The organism is Kineococcus terrestris (genome assembly GCF_041020755.1).
GTDB lineage: Bacteria > Actinomycetota > Actinomycetes > Actinomycetales > Kineococcaceae > Kineococcus > Kineococcus terrestris.
The window spans coordinates 1-18853 of record NZ_JBEUEI010000029.1 but is presented as its reverse complement, the minus strand read 5'-3'; the positions used below and the strand labels follow the sequence as shown (position 1 = coordinate 18853).

The following is an 18853-nucleotide window of genomic DNA, read 5'->3' as shown; positions in this document are numbered from 1 at the left end:
CGGTCGGGGTGGACCTGGCGACCCAGCCGGCCCGCACGGGCCTGGCCGTCGTCGAGTGGTCGCCGGGCCGGGCGCGGGTCGCGCACCTCGCGCTGGGCGCCACCGACGCCGACGTCGTGGCGGCCGCGGGCGCGCCCGCCGACAAGGTGGGGATCGACTGCCCGCTGGGCTGGCCGGACGAGTTCACCGCGTTCGTCACCGCGCACACCGCCGGGCGCCTGGCCGAGCACGTCGACACCGGCCCCCGCGCGGACGGCGACGAACTGCGCCGCCGGGTCGCGTACCGGCACACCGACCGGGTGCTGCGCCGCGCCGGGTACGTGCCGCTGAGCGTGTCCACGGACCGCATCGGGCTGACAGCGGTGCGGGCCGCGGTCTTGCTGGAGCGGCTGGCCGCGGCCGGCGTCGCCGTGGACCGCTCGGGCGCGGGTGTGGTCGCCGAGGTGTACCCGGCGGCGTCCCTGCACCGGTGGGGGTTCACCCACCGCGGCTACAAGGGCCGCGAGGGCGCGCCCGCGCGGTCGGCGCTGGTGGCGGACCTGCTGGCGCGGACGCCGTGGCTGGACGTCGGCGCCCACCGGGCGCTGTGCGAGGCCTCCGACGACGCCCTCGACGCGCTGGTGGCGGCGCTGGCCGCGCGAGCGGCAGCGCTGGGCCGCTGCGCGTTCCCCGCACCCGGCGAGGTGGAGCGGGCGCGCCGCGAGGGGTGGATCGTCCTGCCGGACGGGCCGGTCGAGGACCTGGTGGACCCCGCGGTGTGAGCTCAGCCTTCCGGGGCCGGTTCACCCTCCGGCGCGGGCGGCGCCTCGGGCGGCGGCGCGGGGGTTCCCGTCGGCGACGGGGTGCCCGTCGGACTGGGCCGCACGGTGGCGGGGTCGGGGCCGCAGACGATGCGGTTCTGCGGGTTGTAGCGCGTCGTCCACGTCTCCCGCTCCTCCGGGCCGCCGCCCACGGGCGTCATGATCCGCGTGACGTCGATGGTGAAACCCGGGTTCGCCGACTGCGGGGAGCAGTCCGAGCTGGTGTCGTAGATGGTGCGCGGCTGCGTCACGGCGTAGCGGCCGGAGGACTCCGCCCGCACCTCGCGGAACCTCGTCCCGTACAGGGAGACGGTGACCTCGCCGTCGGCGACGTACGCCTGCACGTAGACGCCGTTGCCGGAGTCGTTGCGGAACCGGTTGTCGATGCTGCGCCAGTCGATCGTCGCCTCGCGCCCGGCCGGGTAGCGGGAGATGTAGAACGAGTGCGGCCGGTGCTCGACCTCGTCGAGCCCCGCGAAGAACACCGCGTTGAACAGCGTGGTGGACAGCTGGGAGACACCGCCGCCGTAGTCGTCGACGAGGCGGCCGCCGGAGATGACGCCGGCGCGGTTGTAGCCGCGCTCGGGGGTGCGCTCGCCGACGACGTCGTTCATCGAGAACTCCTCGCCGGGGCGCAGCAGGGTGCCGTCGACGGCGGCGGCGGCCAGCCGGATGTTCTCGGTGCGGGCGCGGTTGGCGGTCAGCGTCGTGGAGAACGTCGACATGCGCTCCACGACGTTCAGCTGCTGCAGCTGCTCGGTCGTCAGCGCGGGCACCGCGGGCCGCAGGTCCACCTCGGCGCGCCGGGAGGGTTCCGGCGCGGGACCGGGTTCCGCCGTCTCCGTCGCGGTGCCGGTCGCGGTGGCGGCGGGTGTCGCGGCGGGGACGGTCAGCGCCGCGGTGACGGCGCCGGCGAGGTCCTCGGGGGCGAGGTCGCTGCCCTCCACGGACGGCACGACGCGCGGCACCTCGCCGTCGACCTCGATGCGGGCGTCCTGCGCGGGCACCTCGAAACCCGGGTCGGCGGCCAGCACGGCGGTCTGCAGGGCCTCGCCGTCGGCGACCAGCTGCGGGGTGCCGTCCACGGGCCGCACGGCGAGCGCCGGCGCGAACACCGCCGGGGCCAGGACGACGTCGCGACCGCCGCCGGCGACGACGAGGTCCCCGTCGACGGCCGGGCGGGCGACGTCCTCGGCGGCGGCCTCGATCGCGGCGGCGTCGGCGCTGGGACGCTCGACCTCGGCGGTCAGCTCGACGGGGCCGTCGGTGGGCCAGGCGGCCGCGACGGTGTCGGCGGCGGCCGCGACGTCCAGGGAGCGGCCGTCGGCGGGAGCCTCGACGACGGGCTCGACGCGCGCGGGTGCGCCGCCCTCGCCCGGGGTGACGGCGAAGACGACGGCGCCCTCGGCGGCGGGCGCGTCGACGTCCTCGGCGACGGCGCGCAGGGCGCCGGTGAGGGCGTCGCGGTCGACGTCGACGACGGGGCGCTGCTCGCCGCCGCCGGCGAGGTGGCGCCACAGGTCGCGCGGGTCCCACGCGGGGGCGGTGAGGGTTCCGGCGGTGGCGTCGACGTCGACGGCCAGGCCCGCGGCCGCGGGGTCGAGACCGGTGTCCAGCGCGGCGCCCGCACCGGTGACGCGCAGGGGCAGCGGACGACCGGCCACCTCGCCGGCGGGGCCGGCGAGGGCGTCGGCGGCGGCGGCGCGGTCGAGGCCGCCGAGGTCGGCGCCCAGCACGGTGGTGCCGCGCGGGACGGTGCCGCCCAGGGCGAGGGCGGCGGCCACGTACCCGCCGCCGACGGCGGCGACGGCACCCGCCACGACCCAGGTGCGGGGTCGGCGGACGGCGCGGCCGACGGCCGTGCGCGCGCCCCGCTCCCCCGTGCCCCGTGCCCCCGCGGCGCGGTCCTGCGTGGTGCGACGGTCCTGCTCCGCCGGGCGGTCGCCCCGGTTGCTCACTGCGTGTCCCCCCATCGGCCCGCGCGGCCGGACGCTCCGCGCAGGTGGCACCACCCTACGGAGCGGCCGGGGGTGCTGCCGGGGGAACGAGCGGGACGGCGGGGGGTGTGGCGGGGTTCACCCCGCCCGACGGCGGATGCAGTCCGTACTCGATACGTTCTGCATCCACCGGGGGCTACGGTGGTGGGGTGACCGAACCACCCGGACGCGGCACGCGCCGGCGCGCGCAGACCCGCCAGCGCCTGCTGGACGCCGCCCTCGCCGTCGTCGCCGACGCGGGCCTGGCCCGCACCAGCGTCGAGGCCGTCTGCGAGCGCGCCGGCTACACGCGCGGTGCCTTCTACTCCAACTTCGCCACCCTCGACGAGGTCGTCTCCGCGCTCTTCGCGCAGCAGGCCGACGCCCTCCTCGCCGAGGTCGGCGCCCGCCTGGCCGAGCCGGACGGGACGGGCCCCGGGAGCGCCGGAGGTCCCGCCGACCTGGCCGCGCTCGTGGCCCGCGTCCTGGACGTCCTCCCGCGCGAGCGCACCTGGCAGCTCGTGCGCACCGAGTTCACCGCCCAGGCCCTGCGCGACCCCGCCGCCGCGGCCGCTCTCGCCGCGCACCGCGCGGCCCTGCAGGCGCGCCTGGCGGTCCTGCTCACCGCGGGCGCCGAGCGCGCCGGGCGGCGCCTGGGCGTGCCCGCCCCCGAGGCCGCCCAGGCCGTCGTCGCCGTCCACGACGGCTTCAGCACTCCCGCCCTGCTCGCCGGCCCGGAGGACGCCGCGACCGTGCGGCGGCTGGAGGCCGACGCGCTGACCGGGGTGCTGCTCGCCCTGAGCAGCCCGCTCGACGGGGCGGCGGGGAGCGACCGGTGAACGGGCGCCACCTCGCGGGCACCTGGCCCGCCCCGCGCGAGGACGCACCGGACGGCGCACCGGACGGTGGCGCACCGGCGGCCGTGCGCGGGCGCGGGCTCGCGCTGCGCGGGCACCGCCCGGCCGCCGCCTTCGAGGGCGTGGACGTGGAGGCGCCCGCCGGCGCGCTCGTCGTCGTGCGCGGGGGCACCGGCAGCGGCAAGACGGCGCTGCTGCTGGCGCTCGCCGGGCGCCTGCGCCTGGACGCCGGCCGCCTCGACGTCCTGGGGCACCCCCTGCCCGGCGGGGCGGGCGCGGTGCGCCGGGCCGTGGCGCTGGGCGGGGTGCGCGGGGTCGACGACCTCGACGACGTCCTCACCGTCGGCCAGCACGTGGCCGAGCGGCTCGTCCTGCACCAGCCGTGGTGGCGGCCGTGGGCCTCGCGCGCCGCCGTCGAGGACCGGCTGGCGCACCTGCGCGACCTGCTCGGCGCGGCGGACGGCGAGCGGGCCGCCCTGGACGCCGACGCGCCCGTGGGCGACCTGCCGCCGCTGGACCGCGCGCTGCTGGCCGCGGGCCTGGGCCTGCTGGGGCGCCCGGACGCCCTGGCCGTCGACGACGTCGACGCCCTGCGCCGCGCCGCGGACCGCCGCCGCGCGTGGGCGGCGCTGGCCGCGCTGCGCACCGCCACCGGGCGGCCGCTGACGGTCCTGGCCACCTGCACCGACAGCACCGACCTGCCCGCCGACACCCCCGGCCCCGTGGTGGTCGTGGACCTGGAGGACCCCCGATGAGCCCGCGCCCGACGACCCTGCCCGCGACCCTGCCCGGCCTGGAGCTGGCCCGCTTCGGGCGCGCCACGATCACCCGGCTGGCGCTGCTCGTGGTGGTCGTCGTCCCGCTGCTGTACGGCGGGCTGTACCTCAGCGCCAACCACGACCCGGTCGCGCACCTGGACCGGCTGCGCGCGGCCGTCGTCGACGAGGACGTGCCCGCGACCGCCACCGGGCCCGACAGGGCGAGCACGCCGGTGCGGGCGGGCGCCGACCTCGTCGAGCAGCTGACCGGCCCGGACGCCGACGCCGGGTTCACCTGGGAGGCCACCACCGCCGAGCGGGCCCGGGAGGGCCTGGCCGACGGCGACTACGCGGCCGTCCTCACCGTCCCGCGGGACTTCTCCACCGCCCTGGCGTCCACGACGGGCGACGCCCCGCGCAGCGCGCGGCTGAGCGTCACCACCGACGACGCCGTCAACCACGTCGTCAGCCAGGTCACCGACACGGTGGCGACCAGCGTGCGCACCGGTCTGCAGCGCACGGCCACGGCCGGTCACCTCGACGGCGTCTACCTGGCCTTCAGCGACGTCCACGACTCCCTGGACCGGGCCGCCGACGGCGCCGACGAGCTGACCGACGGCGCCGCGCGCACCGACGACGGCGCCCGCGAGCTGCTCGTGGGTCTCGGCGACCTCGACCGCGGCGCCGCCCGGCTCGTCGACGGCACGGGCGACCTGCGCACCGGCTCGCGGGAGCTGGCCGACGGCACCGCGGCCCTGGCCGGCGGGGCGGCCGCCGCGGACACCGGCGCGCGCGAGCTCGCCGGCGGCCTGGGCGCGCTGCGCGAGGGGACCGCCGCGCTGCCGCAGCGGACCGCCGAGCTGGCCGACGGCTCCCGGCGGGTCGCCGACGGCGCCGCCCGCCTCGCGCAGGCCGTGGACGGCCTGGACACCGGGGCGCTGGACGCCGTCGCCGGCGCCGGCGCGGACCTGGGCCCGGCCCTGGACGACGCGCTGGAGCGGGCCCGCGCGGTCGCCGCCGCCTCCGGCGACCCGCAGCTGCAGGAGGCCGTGGAGCAGCTGGCGCGGGCGCGCGCCGGCCTTGACGACGAGCGGGTGGCGGCCACGGTGGCCGACGCCGCGGCGCGGGCCCGCCAGCTGGCCGCGGACGTCGACGCGCTGGCCGCCGGGGCCGACGCCGTCGCGACCGGCAACCGGGCGCTGGCCGACGCCGCGCCCGCGCTGGCCGCCGGTGCCGCCTCCGCGGCCGGCGGGGCGGACGAGCTGGCCGCCGGCACGTCGTCCCTGGCGGCCGGGGCGCGCTCGGCGGCCGCGGGCGCGGGCGAGCTGGCCTCCGGCGCCGCCGCGGTCGACGACGGCGCCCGCTCCCTGCTGGGCGGCACCGAGGCGGCCGCCACGGGCGCCGGGGCGCTGGCCGACGGCACGGGCCGGCTGACCGACGGCGCCGGCGAGCTGGCCGGGAGCCTGCGCGAGGGCGCCGGGCAGGTGCCGGCCCTGAGCGCGGCCCAGCGCGAGCAGCGGGCGGGCGTGGTGGCCGACCCCGTCCAGGCGCAGCGGGTGGTCGAGAACCCGGTGGCGCACTACGCCGACGGCCTGGCGCCGCTGTTCGTGCCGGTCGCCCTGTGGGTGGGCGGGATGGTCACGTACATGGTGCTGCGGGCCCTGTCGCCGCGGGCGCTGGCCTCGACGGTCTCCCCGGTGCGGGCGGCGCTGGCGGGCTGGGCGCCCGGCGCGCTGCTGGCCGTGGCGCAGGGCCTCGTGCTGGGCGTGGTGCTGCTGACGGCGGTGGGGATCTCCTCGCCGCGACCGGCGGCCACGCTGGCGTTCACGGTCCTGGTGGCGGTGGTGTTCACGGCGCTGCACCAGTGCCTGGTGGCGCTGTTCGGCGGGGCGGGCCGGCTGGGGGCCCTCGTGCTGCTGGTGCTCCAGCTGACCTCCACGGGCGGCACGTACCCCGTGCAGACGGCGCCGGGCTTCTTCCAGGTGCTGCACCCGCTGCTGCCGATGACGTACGCGGCCGACGGCCTGCGCCACCTCGTCGTGGGCGGGTCCGGAGCGGCGGTGTGGTCGTCGGCGGCCGTGCTCGCCGGGTTCGGGCTGCTGGGCCTGGCGGTCAGCGTCCTGGCCGCCCACCGGCGCCGCACCTGGTCCCCCGCCCGCCTGCACCCGGCCCTGGCCCTCTGACCCTCCCCGCCGACGCCTCCACTCGCCCCCTCCCCGCCGTGATCTTGCTGGCATTCCCAGCAAGATCACGGTGGGTGGCGCGGGGATCAGCCGCCGGCGGGGTGCAGCTGCTTGGCGAAGCAGACGTGGCCGCGCTCGGGACCGTCGACGGCGACGAAGACCTCGTCGCACCAGCGGCGCACCGCGGCGGCGTCGGCGAACGAGCCGGCCGCGAAGGTGTTCCAGTACGCCTCGCCGCGCGGGTCGCGCAGCTCCTCGCGCAGGTCGGTGCTGCGCAGCACGAAGACCTCCCCGCTGGCGACGCCGGCGGCGAGGTCCTGCACCTGGGCGAGGATGTCGGTGGCGTAGAAGGTGTTGCTGCCGTTGGCGGCCGTCTGCTCGGGGTCGGTCAGGCCGACGCTCTTGGCCGACAGCTGCGCCACCCACTGCCCCTCGGGGGCGTGCCGGCGCAGGCCGTCGGCGCGCAGCGCCTCCAGCCGGGCGAGGGCGTCGCTGTCGGTGGTGACCCGCGGCAGGGGCGTCGGTGACGGCTCGGCGCCGCCGGCGGGCGGGCCGGTCAGGGCCTGCGCGGCGTGGACGCCGAGCAGGCCGGTGAGGACGACGGCGAGCACGGCCGAGGTGCGGCGCAGCGCCGCGAGGCCGCGCGGCGCCGGCGCGCGGGACGAGCGGGAGACCTCCAGCCGCGGCTCGGCGAGCTGTCCGCGCACCACCGGCCGCACCTCCTCGTCCCGTCCTGGCGTCCCGGTCCGGTCGTCGGACGCGCTCCCCACCACCGCGGTTCCCGCAGAGCGACGACCCCTCGACAGGGTGTCACGACGGGGGCGGCGGGGCGGGCGCGTGCGCAGCGCCGTGCTCACGGCGCGACCGGACCGGGACGGCGGCTCATCCGGCGAAGACCTGCGTCCAGTAGGACCCCGCGCGCCCGGGGGTCTCCGCGATGCCCACCTGGGTCAGGCGGCAGTCCAGGACGTTGCGGCGGTGCCCGTCGCTGGCCAGCCACGCGTCGACGACCTGGTCGGCGGCGTACCCGAAGGCGACGTTCTCGGCGGTGCGGCGCGGGGAGACGCCCTGGGCGAGCAGGCGGGTGCGGGGGGTGCTGCCGTCCGCGCCGGTGTGGGTCATGGCGCCCCGGGCGGCCATCTCGTCGGAGTGGCGCTCGGCGGCGGCGACCAGCGGGAGCGCCAGCTCCAGCGGCGCGCAGCCGGCGGCGGCGCGCGCGACGTTCGTCTCGTGCAGCACGTGCAGGGCCAGCGGGTCCGGCGGCGGCGGGGGCCCGACCGGCACGGCGACGGCGGGGACGGCCGTGGCGGCGGCCAGCGCGAGACCGGCGAGGGTGGCGACGGGCAGGGCGGCGAGGCGTGCGGCCCGGCGCGGGCGCAGGGCGGAGCGGGGGGAGGGACCCGGGGTCGGCATGGCGCGTACCCAACCAGCCGGCGACCGGGCCGCGGCGCGGTTTGTGAGCTGAACCACACTCCACGTGAACGTGGGGTTACGCCGAGTCACTGGCGCCTTCGAGGTGGGACGCGCGCCGGCGCCCCGCGGTTCCCGCGGTCCCGCAGGTTCCACCTGCGGGACCGCGGGGACCAGGTCGGCCCCGGGTCAGCCCTTCGAGCTGAAGGCGGCGTCGAACGCGGCCGCCGGCGGCTGGATCAGCTCGCCGAGCCGGCGCACGAACGCCAGCGCGTCGGGCGCGCCGCGCAGCCGGTCCACGCCCGCGTCCTCCCACTCCACGCTCGTGGGGCCCTCGTAGCCGATGACGTTGAGCTGGCGGAAGATCGCCTCCCACGGCACGTCGCCGTGCCCGACGGAGACGAAGTCCCAGCCCCGGCGGGAGTCCGCCCACGCCAGGTGCGAGCCCAGCCGGCCGGCGCGGCCGTCGAGCTGCTTCTTGGAGTCCTTGCAGTGCACGTGGTAGATCCGGTCGGCGAAGTCGCGCAGGAACCCGACCGTGTCCAGGTCCTGCCACACGAAGTGGCTCGGGTCGAAGTTCAGCCCGAACGCCGGGCGGTGTCCGATCGCCTCCAGCGCGCGCTGCGTCGTCCAGTAGTCGTAGGCGATCTCGGACGGGTGGACCTCGTGGGCGAAGCGCACGCCGACCTCGTCGAAGACGTCGAGGATCGGGTTCCAGCGGTCGGCGAAGTCCTGGTACCCGGCGTCGACCATGGCGGCCGGCGTGGGGGGGAACATCGCCACGGTGTGCCAGATCGAGGACCCGGTGAACCCGGTGACCGTCTTCACGCCCAGCTTGGCGGCCGTGCGGGCGGTGTCCTTGACGTACTCGGCGGCGCGCTGGCGCACGCCCTCCGGGTCGCCGTCGCCCCACACGGCCGAGGAGACGATGTCCTTGTGGCGCTCGTCGATGAGGTCGCAGACGGCCTGCCCGGACAGGTGCGCGGAGATGGTCCACACCTTCAGGCCGTACTTCTCGAGCGTGGCCTTCTTCTCGGCGATGTAGTCGTCGTCGCGGGCGCCGCGCGAGGAGTCCAGGTGGTCGCCCCAGGTGGCGATCTCCAGGCCGTCGAACCCCCACTCGGAGGCGAGGCGGCACACCTCCTCGAACGGCAGGTCGGCCCACTGGCCGGTGAACAGGGTGACGGGACGAGGCATCGGGGCCCTCCTCAGATCGTCGTGTAGGCGGAGTCGTTCTCGGCGCTGCGCTGCACCGCGTCCAGGACCTTCTGGACCTGCAGGCCGTCGGCGAACGACGGGCTCGGGTCGCGCTCGTCGGCGATCGCGCCCAGGAACTCCTGCAGCTCGTGCACGAACGGGTGGTCGTAGCCCAGGCCGTGCCCGGCCGGCCACCAGTTCGACACGCCCGGGTGGTCCGGCTCGGTCGCCAGGATCCTCCGGAACCCGTTCTCGGCGTCCGGCAGGGTGCCGTCGAAGAACTGCAGCTCGTTCATCGACTCGAAGTCGAACGCGACGCTGCCCTTCGAGCCGTTGACCTCCAGGCGCATGGCGTTCTTGCGGCCCAGCGCCATGCGGGTGGCCTCGAACGTCATGAGGGCGCCGCCGTCGCCGCGGCCGAAGAACACCGCCGCGTCGTCGACGGTGACCTCGCCCAGCTCGGTGCCGGCCTCGGCGCCCAGCCCGGTGTTGGAGCCGGTGCGCTGCGCCTCCACGGGCCGCTGCTTGACGAACGTCTCGGTGGCGCCGGAGACCCCGGTGAGCAGCTGGCCGGTGACGAACTGCGCGGCGTCGATGATGTGCGAGCCGATGTCGCCGAGCGCGCCGGCGCCGGAGCGGTCCTTCTGCAGGCGCCAGGTCAGCGGGAAGGACTCGTCGACGATCCAGTCCTGCAGGTACAGGGCGCGCACCTGGCGGACGGTGCCGAGGCGGCCGTCGGCGACGAGCTGGCGGGCCAGCCCGAGGGCGGGCACCTTGCGGTAGTTGAAGGCGACCATGCTGCGCACGCCGCGCGCGGAGGCGGCCTGAGCGGCCGCCGTCATGCGCTCGGCGCCGGCGACGTCCTTGGCCAGGGGCTTCTCGCACAGGACGTGCTTGCCCGCCTCCAGGGCCGCCACCGAGATCTCCTCGTGGCTGTCGCCGGGGGTGAGGACGTCGATGACGTGGACGTCGTCGCGCTCGATGAGCGTGCGCCAGTCGTCGGTGGACTCCTCCCAGCCGAACTGCTGCGCGGCGGCGGCGGCCCGGCCGGCGTCCCGCCCGGCGAGGGCGACCCGGCGGGTGCGGAAGCGCGGCGTGCCGACGTGGTCGACGGTCCGCCAGGCGTGCGAGTGGACGGCTCCCATGAAGGAGTGGCCGATGACGGCCACGCCGAGCTCGGGAAGGGACGTGTCGGGCAACTCAGACCTCCTCGTCGATCGTGCGGGCATCCTGCCACCCGGGCCCGCCGGGCGGGGCGACGGGCTGGACCGGTTCACCCGCCCGTCACCCGGGCCCGCTCCCCCGTCCACCACCCCCTCCCCCGCCGTGATCATGGACGGGTGAACGGTCATCCATCCATGATCACGGCGAGGGGGGCGATCAGCCGGGCGGGACGGGACGGCGGAGCGGGACGGGGACGGACCGGGTCAGGGGCGGGGGGTGAGGGCGCCGCGCACCGACGTCCACGACGCCAGCCGCGCGCGCACGTCCTCGCGCTCCTCCTGCTCCAGCGCCCGGGCGTAGGCGCGGTCCAGGACGTCGTCGACGAGCACGCGCGCGCCGCTGGTGGACGACTCGACGGCGGCCTCGACCATCACCAGGCTCAGGACGTTCTCGTGGACCTCGCCCGTGGGCACCGGCCCGCCGCGCAGCGCGGCGGTGAACGCCTCCAGCGCGCCCGCGATGCCCTCCCCCACCGCCGGCACGGCCGGCGGGTCCACGGGCGGCTCCGTCTCCAGCACCGGCTCGGTGTCGCCGTCCCACAGGGCGCTGCCGCGCTCGCCGGACAGCCGCCACGCGCCGTTCCACGACGTCTCGCGGCCCGGGCTGCACCAGCTGCCCGTGTAGGCGTAGCGCACCCCGCCGGTCATCTCGAAGACGGCCGCGGCGCCCGCGTCACCCCGGTACCAGCTCCACGGCGGGTTGAACTCCTCGCAGTACACCGACACCGGCTCGGCGTCCAGGACGAAGCGGGCGGTGTCGAAGGGGTGGATCGCCATGTCCAGCAGCAGCGGGTGGTCCATGTCCTCGCGGAACCCGCCGAAGTGCGGGGCCTTGAAGAACTCCGTCGTCAGGACGCCGAGCCGGCCCAGGGCGCGCGCCTGCTCGCGCAGGGCGTGCACGTGCGGGTTCCAGCGGCGCGACTGGCTGGTGACGAACAGCTCCCCGCTGACCTCGCTGGCCGCCACGAGGGACAGCCCGCGGGCGACCGTGTCGGCGACGGGCTTCTCCCCCAGCACCGGCAGCCCCGCGAACAGCGCGGCCGTGGTGACGGGGTGGTGCGCGCGCGGCACGGTGACGTTGACGACCGCCTCGGCGCCGGTGGCGCGGGCCAGCTCGACGGCGTCGCGGCCCAGCGGGACGTCCGGGACGCCGGCGGAGGCGGCGGCCTTCTCGGCCACCTCCAGGTCCAGGTCGACGACGCCGGCCAGCTCGGTGCTCGGGGAGGCGAGGATCGTGGACAGCCACGCCTTGCCCATCCCGCCGGCGCCGACGAGGACGACCCGCACGGGCCCGTCCGCGCGCCCGCCGGTCACCGGGCCGCCTCCTGCGCCTCGGCGCTCAGGGCGCCCTGGTAGCCGTGGCCGTTGAAGAAGTCGTCCGTGTCGTAGCGCAGCAGCGTCGGCAGGGTCCGCTCGGGGCGCACCGTGACGGCCCACTCGACGGCGTTGGCGATGACCTTGCGCACGTCGGCGTGGAAGTACGTGGGGTACTCCTGGTCGCCGGGGCGGAAGTAGAAGACCTTGCCGAAGCCGCGCCGCCACGTGCAGCCGGAGCGGAAGACCTCCCCGCCGGAGAAGGAGGAGATGAAGACGAGCTCGTCGGGGGTGGGGACGTCGAAGAACTCCCCGTACATCTCGTCCTCCTCGATGACCAGCGGGTGGGGGACGCCCCGCGCGATGGGGTGCGTGGGGTCGACGGTCCACACCAGCTCGCGGTCGTGCTCGGCGCGCCAGCGCAGCGTGCACGTGGTGCCCATGAGCTTGGTGAAGACCTTCGACCAGTGCCCGGAGTGCAGGACGATGAGCCCCATCCCCTCCAGGACGTGCCGGTGCACGCGCTCGACGACCTCGTCGGAGACCTCCGCGTGGGCGGCGTGCCCCCACCAGGTGAGGACGTCGGTGCCGCGCAGCACCTCCTCGCTCAGGCCGTGCTCGGGGTCGTCGAGGGTCGCGGTGCGCACGACGACGCGGTCGCCGAGGTTCTCCTCGACGCCCTGGGCGACGGCGCCGTGCATGCCGTCGGGGTAGCGCTGCGCCACCTCGGGCTCGAGCTGCTCGTGGCGGTTCTCGCCCCAGACGGTGACGCGGATCGGGCCGGTGGCGGCCATGGGAGCTCCCTGGGTGGTCACTTGACGGCCCCGCCGGTGACGCCCGCGGCGACGTACCGCTGGGCGACGACGAGCAGGGCGATGGCGGGCAGCGACGACAGGATGGCCGTCGCCATGATCGGCGACCAGTCGCTGACGAAGGTGCCGATGTAGTTGTAGAGGCTGAGCGTGATGGGCCGCACCTCGGGCGTGGTGGTCAGCGTGAGGGCGAACAGGAAGTCGCCCCACGCGAAGAGGAACGTGAACAGGCCGGCCGTGATGAGCGCGTTGCGGCTCATCGGCAGCACGACGGACACGAAGGCGCGCACGGGACCGGCGCCGTCGACGAGGGCGGCCTCGATCACCGAGCGGGGGATGCCGCCCATGAAGGCGCGCATCACGATGATCGAGAACGGGATGCCGAGCGCGGCGTCGGCCAGCACCAGACCGCCCACGGTGTTGAGCAGGCCGAGGTCGCTGTAGGCGCTGTAGAGGGCGTTGGCGACGACGATCCCGGGCACCATCTGCGTGATGAGGATGCCGAACAGCAGGGGCGTGGCCCAGCGGATCCGGAACTGCGCCAGCGCGTAGGCGGCCGGGGTGGCCACCAGGAGGCTGACGACGACCGCGCCCAGCCCCACCGCGAGGCTGGTGAGCAGGTTGCGCCGCTGCTCGCTGATCGCGGTGGCGTAGCCGTCGAACGTGAGGTCGAACGGCAGCCACGGCGTGGCGACGGCGTTGCTGGACGGCTGCAGGGACACGTTGAGCATCCAGTACAGCGGGAACAGCATGAACGCCAGGATCAGCAGGCCGACGAGGACGTGGCCCGGCTTGCGGGGCGCGCGGACGCGGGCCGGTGCGGGCCGGCCGGTCGTCCGGGCGAGGGTCGGGGTGCTCACGGCGCTCCTCACTCGTCCACGGCGCGCCGGTTGAAGCGCAGGTAGACGATCGCGAAGACGAGGGACAGCAGGACGAGGACGTTGCCGAGGGCCGCGCCGCCGCCGAAGTCGAACTGGCGGAAGGAGGTGTCGTAGGACAGCGTCGAGATGAGCTGGGTGGAGTTGGCCGGCCCGCCGTTGGTCAGGCCGAGGATCACGTCGAGGACCTTCAGCGTGTAGACGACGCCGAGGACGAGGACGACGGTCACCACGGGCCGCAGCATCGGCCAGGTGATGTGCCGGAACGCCCGCCACCCGGTGGCGCCGTCCAGCTCGCCGGCCTCGTACAGCTCCTCGGGGATCTCCTGCAGCCCGCCGTACAGGATCGTCATGTTGAACGGGATGCCCAGCCAGATGTTGACGCCGATGACGGCGACCAGGGCCAGCGACGTGCTGGTCAGCCACTGCGGGCCGGCGTCGACGAACGGCAGGGCCTCCAGCACCCGGTTCAGGACGCCGTTGTCGGCGTCGAGGATCCACCGCCACACCGCCGAGCCCGCGATCATGGGGATGAGCCAGGGCAGCAGGATGAGCGAGCGCATCACCCCGGACAGCGGGAACCGGCGCTGGAAGAACAGCGCGATGGCCAGGCCGAGGACGAACTGCCCCGCGATGGACCCCAGGGTGAACAGGACGGTGTTGAGCAGGGCCCGGTCGAACACCGGGGAGGTGACGACGTTGACGTAGTTGTCGACGCCGACGAACGGCGCCTCGCCGGTGAAGAACGTCCGGGTCGTGTACTCCTGGAAGCTCATCACGACGTTCTTGACGACCGGGTAGCCGAAGAACAGCAGCAGGTAGAGCGCGGCGGGGACCAGGAACAGCGCCTCGACCAGGCGCTGGCCCCGGCGTCCCGGCCGGCCGCGCCGGCCACCGCCCGGGCGGGCGGTGACCGGCGCGGCGGGTGCGGAGGTCCCGCCGCGCACGAGCGCGTCAGCCATCCTGCGCCTGCCGCAGGGCGTCCTCGGGCGTCATGCCGCCGACGAGCGCGTTCTGCACGGCCGTGTAGATCTTCGTGGCGGCCGCCGGCCACTCCTCGCCGAGCTGGCCGGTGCGGGCGCGCAGGTCGGGGACCTGCTCGGCGAAGCTCTCCAGCTCCGGCACCTGCGCGACGGCGTCGTCGGTCAGCTCGGGCCGGGTGGGCACGGTGTTGGTGCCCACGGAGGCGGCGACCACGTTCTCGTCGGAGTTCAGGCACTGCACGAACTCCGCGGCCTTCGCCATCTTCTCCTCGTCACCGGTCTGCGGGACGGTCCACGCCTCACCGCCGAACGGGGAGACGACGGTGCCGCCGGCCTCGGGCGCGGGGATCGGGACGACGCCGTAGCGCAGGTCCGGGTTCTCGGCCAGCGAGCCGAAGTTCCACGGGCCGTTGACCATCATGGCCGCGTTGCCGGCCTTGAACTGGTCGTTGACGTCGCCCTGGCCCCACGTGACGACGGACTGCGAGGCGGAGCCGTCGCGCAGCAGGTCGACCCACAGCTGCAGCGCCTCGGCGGTCTCGGGGGTGGCGATGTCGGCCTCGTCGCCGCCGTTGGACCACATGAACGGCAGGAACTGCCAAGTGCCCTCGTAGCTGTTGGTCGCGGAGAAGGCCACGCCGTAGCGGTCGCCCTCCGTGAGGGCCGCCGCGGTCGTCTTCAGCTCCTCCCACGTGGTGGGCGGGGTGAGCCCGGCCTCCTCGAAGACCTGCTCGTTGTAGAAGAGGGCGATGGTGTTGGTGACGGGCTGCAGCGCGTACAGCTCCCCGTCGTAGGTGGAGGCGTCCACGACACCCTCGGCGTAGCCCTCGGTGCCCAGGCCGAAGTCGGTGAGCGGCGCGAGGGCCCCGGAGGCGGCGATCTGCTGGATGTCCGGGTTGTCCAGCATGAGGACGTCGGGCAGCGTCCGCGAGGAGCTGGCCTGCAGCACGCGCTGGATGAGGCCCTCGCCCGGCACGGACTCGCGCTCGATGCTGACGCCGACCTCGGTGGCGCAGCCGTCGAGGACGCCCTGCCAGACGCTCCGGTTCGGTTCGTCGTTGTAGTAGTCCAGGACGCGCAGGGTGTCCGGGTCCCCCGCGGCGGTGCCACCGCCGCCGCCGGAGCCACCGCCGCACGCGCCCAGGGCCAGCGGGAGCGCCAGGGCGAAGGCCAGTCCGGCGCGCACGGTTCCTCGTCGAGCCATGTCGTTCCTCTCGTCGGCCCACGGCGTCGTGGGCGGTCGGGTCCAGCCCCCCATCGTCGATACGCATCGACGATGGGGATGGTTCAGCCCCTCCCGGGGACGGGCGGGGTCAGGGTCGGGGTCGGACGGAGTCCCGCCGGGTCACCTCGGCGGGGAACAGCTCCACCCCCGGCGGCGCACCGGCGCCGTCGAGCAGGCGGAACAGGCGGGTCACCGCGCGCCGGGACACGTCGCGCGGGTGCTGCGAGCAGGCCGTGACCGCCACGGCCTGCGCCTGCGCCTCGGCCGCCGTGCACAGCGCGACCAGGCTCAGGTCGGTCCCGGGGCGCAGCCCGCGGCGGGCCAGCGCCCCCATCGCCTCCGGCAGGGCGGTGGCGACCACGAGCGCCGGCGGGGCCTCGCGGCCCGCCAGCACGTCCTCGAGGAGGGGGTCCAGGACGCGGTCGGCGGGGACGGGCGCCCACTCCAGGGCGACGCCGTGGCGCTGCGCCGAGCGCCGCGCGCCGCGCTCGAAGCGCGGCACGTAGTTGATGTCCCGGCTGGTCGTGTCGTCGCCCCAGGCCACGACCACCACGTCGCGCTCACCCGCGGCGGCGAGCTCGCCGACCAGCAGGTCGGCGGCGGACTCGAAGTCGAAGTCGTTGCAGTGCAACTTCTCTGAGTCGTCGGGCACACCGATGAACAGGACCGGGACGCCCAGGTCGCGGGCGACCGCGACGCGGTCGTCGTCGGTGCGCACCTCCATGACGACCACGGCGTCGCACAGGCGCCGGCCCGCCACGCGCCGCAGCCCGGCGATGCCCTCGTCGGCCGTCACGAGCAGCACGTCGTGGTCGTGCGCGCGGGCGACCAGGGCGATCTCCTCGACGAAGGACATCAGCCCGTGCGCGCTCACCGGCGTGGCGAACGGCACGACCACGGCGATGACGCTGGTCCGCTGCCCGGCCAGCGCACGCGCCCCGGCGTGCGGTTCGTAGGTCAGCTGGGCGATCGCGTCCTCGACGAGCTTGCGGGTCTTGGCCGAGATCGGCCGCTTGCCGCTCATCACGTAGGACACGGTGCTCTGCGAGACCCCGGCGATCCGGGCGACGTCCTTGCTGGTCGGGCCGGAGCCGCCGGAGCTGGTGGTGCGCGGCACGTCGCCCTCCCCTCGTCGCCGGTGACGCCTGGCCCCCGCCGGTCGCTCGCGGCCCGCTGGCCGTCGATGCGCATCGACGTGGTGTGCCGCGACTGTAGGCGGACGGGACGCCCGGGGACAACCCCCCGACCCGGGCGCGTCCCCGGATCGGCTCAAGTCCGCCCGATCACGCACCGAGGTGCGAGAGGTTCGGCGCGTCACCCCTCGGGTACACAGGGGTGACGACCGCAGGCACCGCCCGCACCACCGCACCGGGAGACGCATGTCCGAGCACGCGAGCACGCCGACGGCACGGCCGCGGCACCGGGCGACCCCGCTCCTCGCGGGCGCGGGCGCGCTGGTCCTGCTGCTCGCGGCCGCACCGGCCGCCGCGGGCGCGGACCTGGACACCGCCCCCGTCGTCGTGGACGTCATGCGCGTCGTCGACGGCCGGCCGCAGGTGACCTCCACCGTCGTCGCCGGCGCGGGGACCGCCGAGCGCCTCGTGGCGCGCCTGGACGCCGACCCCGCGGTCGCGGCCGCCGACGTGCAGACCACCTACCGGCTGGACGCCGCCGACCCGCTGCTGCCGCGCGCCACCCACCTGGACGTCGTGCGCGCCCCGCAGGCGTGGGCGACCACGACCGGCCGCGGCGTGGTCGTCGCCGTCGTCGACTCCGGCGTGGACGCCACCCAGCCCGACCTCGCCGGCCGGGTCCTGCCGCAGGCCGACTTCGCCCGCGCCGGCGACAGCGGCCCGCACGGCACCTGGGTCGCCACCGTCCTGGCCGGCGCCCTCGGCAACGGCGTCGGCGCCGCCGGGGTCGCCCCCGACGTCACCGTCCTGCCGGTGCGGGTGTGCGAGGTGGACGTGTGCGCCTCCGCGCCGCTGGCGCAGGGGATCGTCCACGCCGCCGACGCCGGCGCGAGCGTCGTCAACCTCTCCCTCGGCGGCGGCGCCCCCAACGACGTCGTCCGCCAGGCCGTCGCCTACGCGCTCGGCAAGGGCGCCGTCGTGGTCGCCGCCGCCGGCAACACCGGCGACAGGGGCAACGTCGTCTCCTACCCGGCCTCCTACCCGGGCGTCGTGTCGGTGTCCGCGGGCACCGACCAGGCCGCCTCGCCGTGGGCGCAGCACAACGAGTTCGTCGACCTGTCCGCGCCCGGCACCGGGATCGTCGCCGGGGGCCCCGCCTCCGCCCGCCACGTCTACAGCGCCGTCACCGGCACGTCGTTCTCCGCCCCGATGGTCTCGGCGGCCGCGGCGCTGGCCCGCTCGGTCGCCCCCGCCGCCGGCCCGGCGACCGTCGAGCAGTGGCTGCGCAGCAGCGCCCGGCCGGTCCCGTCCTGGCCCGCCGGGTACGGCACGGGCGTCCTGGACGTGGCCGGCACGGTGTCGGCGGCGCGCGCGTGGGCGGCGGGCGCCTCGGTGACCGCGCGCCCGGACGGCACGGTCGCCTACGCGCGCAGCGGGTCCACGGCCGTGCTGCGCGGGGCGGTCCTGGAGCGCTACCGCGCCGCGGGCGGACCCGCCTCGTCCCTGGGCTGGCCGGTGACCGGCGAGGTGCCCGTCGCGGGCGGGGCGTTCGCGGCCTTCGAGGGCGGGTCGGTGTACTGGTCGCCCGCGACGGGCGCCCAGGTGGTCAAGGGCGACGTGCGCGCCCGGTGGGCCTCGCTCGGCTGGGAGCGCTCGTGGCTGGGGTTCCCCGCCGGCGAGGAGGTCGCCGTCCGCGGCGGGGTCGTGCAGCGGTTCACCGGCGGGAGCGTGTGGTGGTCGCCGGCCACGGGCGCGCAGGCCGTGCGCGGCGCGGTCCTCGACCGCTACGCCCGCAGCGGCGCCGAGACCGGCCCGCTGGGCTTCCCCACCACGTCGGAGGCGCCGCTGCGCGGCGGCGCGTTCTCGGTGTTCCAGGGCGGGTCGGTCTACTTCTCCCCCGCCACCGGCGCGCGCGTGGTCACCGGCCGCATCCGCGACGAGTGGGGCCGGCTCGGCTGGGAGACCGGCCGCCTGGGCTGGCCGCGCACCGAGGAGGTCCCCGTCCGCGGCGGCGTGCGCCAGGACTTCACCGGCGGGTCGGTCACGTACTCCTTCTCCACCGCCCGCACCACCGTCACCTACCGCTGACCCCCACCCCCACCCC

At 76.4% G+C, this 18853-nt stretch carries 16 protein-coding genes; 5 read left to right on the top strand and 11 right to left on the bottom strand.

The annotated features are described in order from the left end of the window. The first annotated feature begins 8 nt into the window (after window positions 1–8). On the top strand, window positions 9–761 hold the full coding sequence (locus tag AB8M62_RS15730) for a DUF429 domain-containing protein (RefSeq protein ID WP_369052714.1): 753 nt from the start codon (window positions 9–11) through the stop codon (window positions 759–761). 2 nt (window positions 762–763) lie between these two features. On the opposite strand, the gene AB8M62_RS15725 is transcribed toward AB8M62_RS15730, so the two are convergent. After that, on the bottom strand, window positions 764–2758 hold the full coding sequence (locus AB8M62_RS15725) for a VanW family protein (protein WP_369070158.1): 1995 nt from the start codon (window positions 2756–2758) through the stop codon (window positions 764–766). A gap of 188 nt (window positions 2759–2946) precedes the next feature. Here AB8M62_RS15725 and AB8M62_RS15720 point away from each other — a divergent pair, with 188 nt between their 5' ends. Genes AB8M62_RS15720 through AB8M62_RS15710 form a run of 3 tightly spaced genes read left to right on the top strand, consistent with a single transcriptional unit; the run spans window position 2947 to window position 6574 of the window. Next, window positions 2947–3615 (top strand): TetR/AcrR family transcriptional regulator, encoded by a 669-nt coding sequence (locus tag AB8M62_RS15720; protein WP_369070157.1) that lies wholly within the window; start codon window positions 2947–2949, stop codon window positions 3613–3615. After that, the gene (locus AB8M62_RS15715; RefSeq protein WP_369052720.1) at window positions 3612–4388 is read left to right on the top strand and encodes an ATP-binding cassette domain-containing protein; all 777 of its coding nucleotides are present in this window, start codon (window positions 3612–3614) and stop codon (window positions 4386–4388) included. The genes AB8M62_RS15720 and AB8M62_RS15715 overlap by 4 nt, the downstream gene beginning before the upstream one ends. Beyond that, window positions 4385–6574: a YhgE/Pip family protein gene (locus tag AB8M62_RS15710; RefSeq protein WP_369070156.1), complete on the top strand. Its 2190-nt coding sequence runs from the start codon at window positions 4385–4387 to the stop codon at window positions 6572–6574. Before AB8M62_RS15715 ends, AB8M62_RS15710 begins: the two co-directional genes overlap by 4 nt. Before the next feature lie 86 nt (window positions 6575–6660). Here the strand turns inward: AB8M62_RS15710 and AB8M62_RS15705 are convergent, their stop codons facing one another. From AB8M62_RS15705 to AB8M62_RS15660, 10 genes are all read right to left on the bottom strand, one after another. Beyond that, window positions 6661–7284 carry a hypothetical protein gene (locus AB8M62_RS15705; protein ID WP_369070155.1) on the bottom strand — a complete coding sequence of 208 codons (624 nt, stop codon included), beginning with the start codon at window positions 7282–7284 and terminating at the stop codon, window positions 6661–6663. A 172-nt stretch (window positions 7285–7456) separates the two neighbouring features. Beyond that, window positions 7457–7987, bottom strand: coding sequence for a CAP domain-containing protein (locus tag AB8M62_RS15700; RefSeq protein WP_369052723.1), 531 nt, complete (start codon window positions 7985–7987; stop codon window positions 7457–7459). A gap of 186 nt (window positions 7988–8173) precedes the next feature. Further along, complete coding sequence (locus AB8M62_RS15695) at window positions 8174–9181, bottom strand: sugar phosphate isomerase/epimerase family protein (RefSeq protein ID WP_369052724.1); 1008 nt, start codon at window positions 9179–9181, stop codon at window positions 8174–8176. A gap of 11 nt (window positions 9182–9192) precedes the next feature. Then, a complete protein-coding gene (locus AB8M62_RS15690) occupies window positions 9193–10410 on the bottom strand; it encodes a Gfo/Idh/MocA family protein (protein ID WP_373694971.1) in 1218 nt (405 codons plus the stop codon). Window positions 10411–10608: 198 nt separating this feature from the next. Continuing rightward, entirely contained in the window at window positions 10609–11718 is a 1110-nt protein-coding gene (locus AB8M62_RS15685) for a Gfo/Idh/MocA family protein (protein WP_369052727.1), read from the bottom strand. Beyond that, window positions 11715–12512, bottom strand: a complete 798-nt coding sequence (locus tag AB8M62_RS15680) for a ThuA domain-containing protein (RefSeq protein WP_369070154.1) — start codon at window positions 12510–12512, stop codon at window positions 11715–11717. Before AB8M62_RS15680 ends, AB8M62_RS15685 begins: the two co-directional genes overlap by 4 nt. Window positions 12513–12529: 17 nt before the next feature. After that, window positions 12530–13282: a carbohydrate ABC transporter permease gene (locus tag AB8M62_RS15675; RefSeq protein ID WP_369070177.1), complete on the bottom strand. Its 753-nt coding sequence runs from the start codon at window positions 13280–13282 to the stop codon at window positions 12530–12532. 116 nt (window positions 13283–13398) lie between these two features. Continuing rightward, window positions 13399–14370, bottom strand: coding sequence for a carbohydrate ABC transporter permease (locus AB8M62_RS15670; protein ID WP_369052731.1), 972 nt, complete (start codon window positions 14368–14370; stop codon window positions 13399–13401). Then, window positions 14363–15595 carry a sugar ABC transporter substrate-binding protein gene (locus AB8M62_RS15665; protein ID WP_369052732.1) on the bottom strand — a complete coding sequence of 411 codons (1233 nt, stop codon included), beginning with the start codon at window positions 15593–15595 and terminating at the stop codon, window positions 14363–14365. Before AB8M62_RS15665 ends, AB8M62_RS15670 begins: the two co-directional genes overlap by 8 nt. A gap of 109 nt (window positions 15596–15704) precedes the next feature. After that, window positions 15705–16733: a LacI family DNA-binding transcriptional regulator gene (locus AB8M62_RS15660; RefSeq protein ID WP_369070153.1), complete on the bottom strand. Its 1029-nt coding sequence runs from the start codon at window positions 16731–16733 to the stop codon at window positions 15705–15707. A 262-nt stretch (window positions 16734–16995) separates the two neighbouring features. Between AB8M62_RS15660 and AB8M62_RS15655 the strand changes: the two genes are divergently transcribed. Then, window positions 16996–18837 carry a S8 family serine peptidase gene (locus tag AB8M62_RS15655; protein ID WP_369052735.1) on the top strand — a complete coding sequence of 614 codons (1842 nt, stop codon included), beginning with the start codon at window positions 16996–16998 and terminating at the stop codon, window positions 18835–18837. The last annotated feature ends 16 nt before the right edge of the window (window positions 18838–18853 follow it).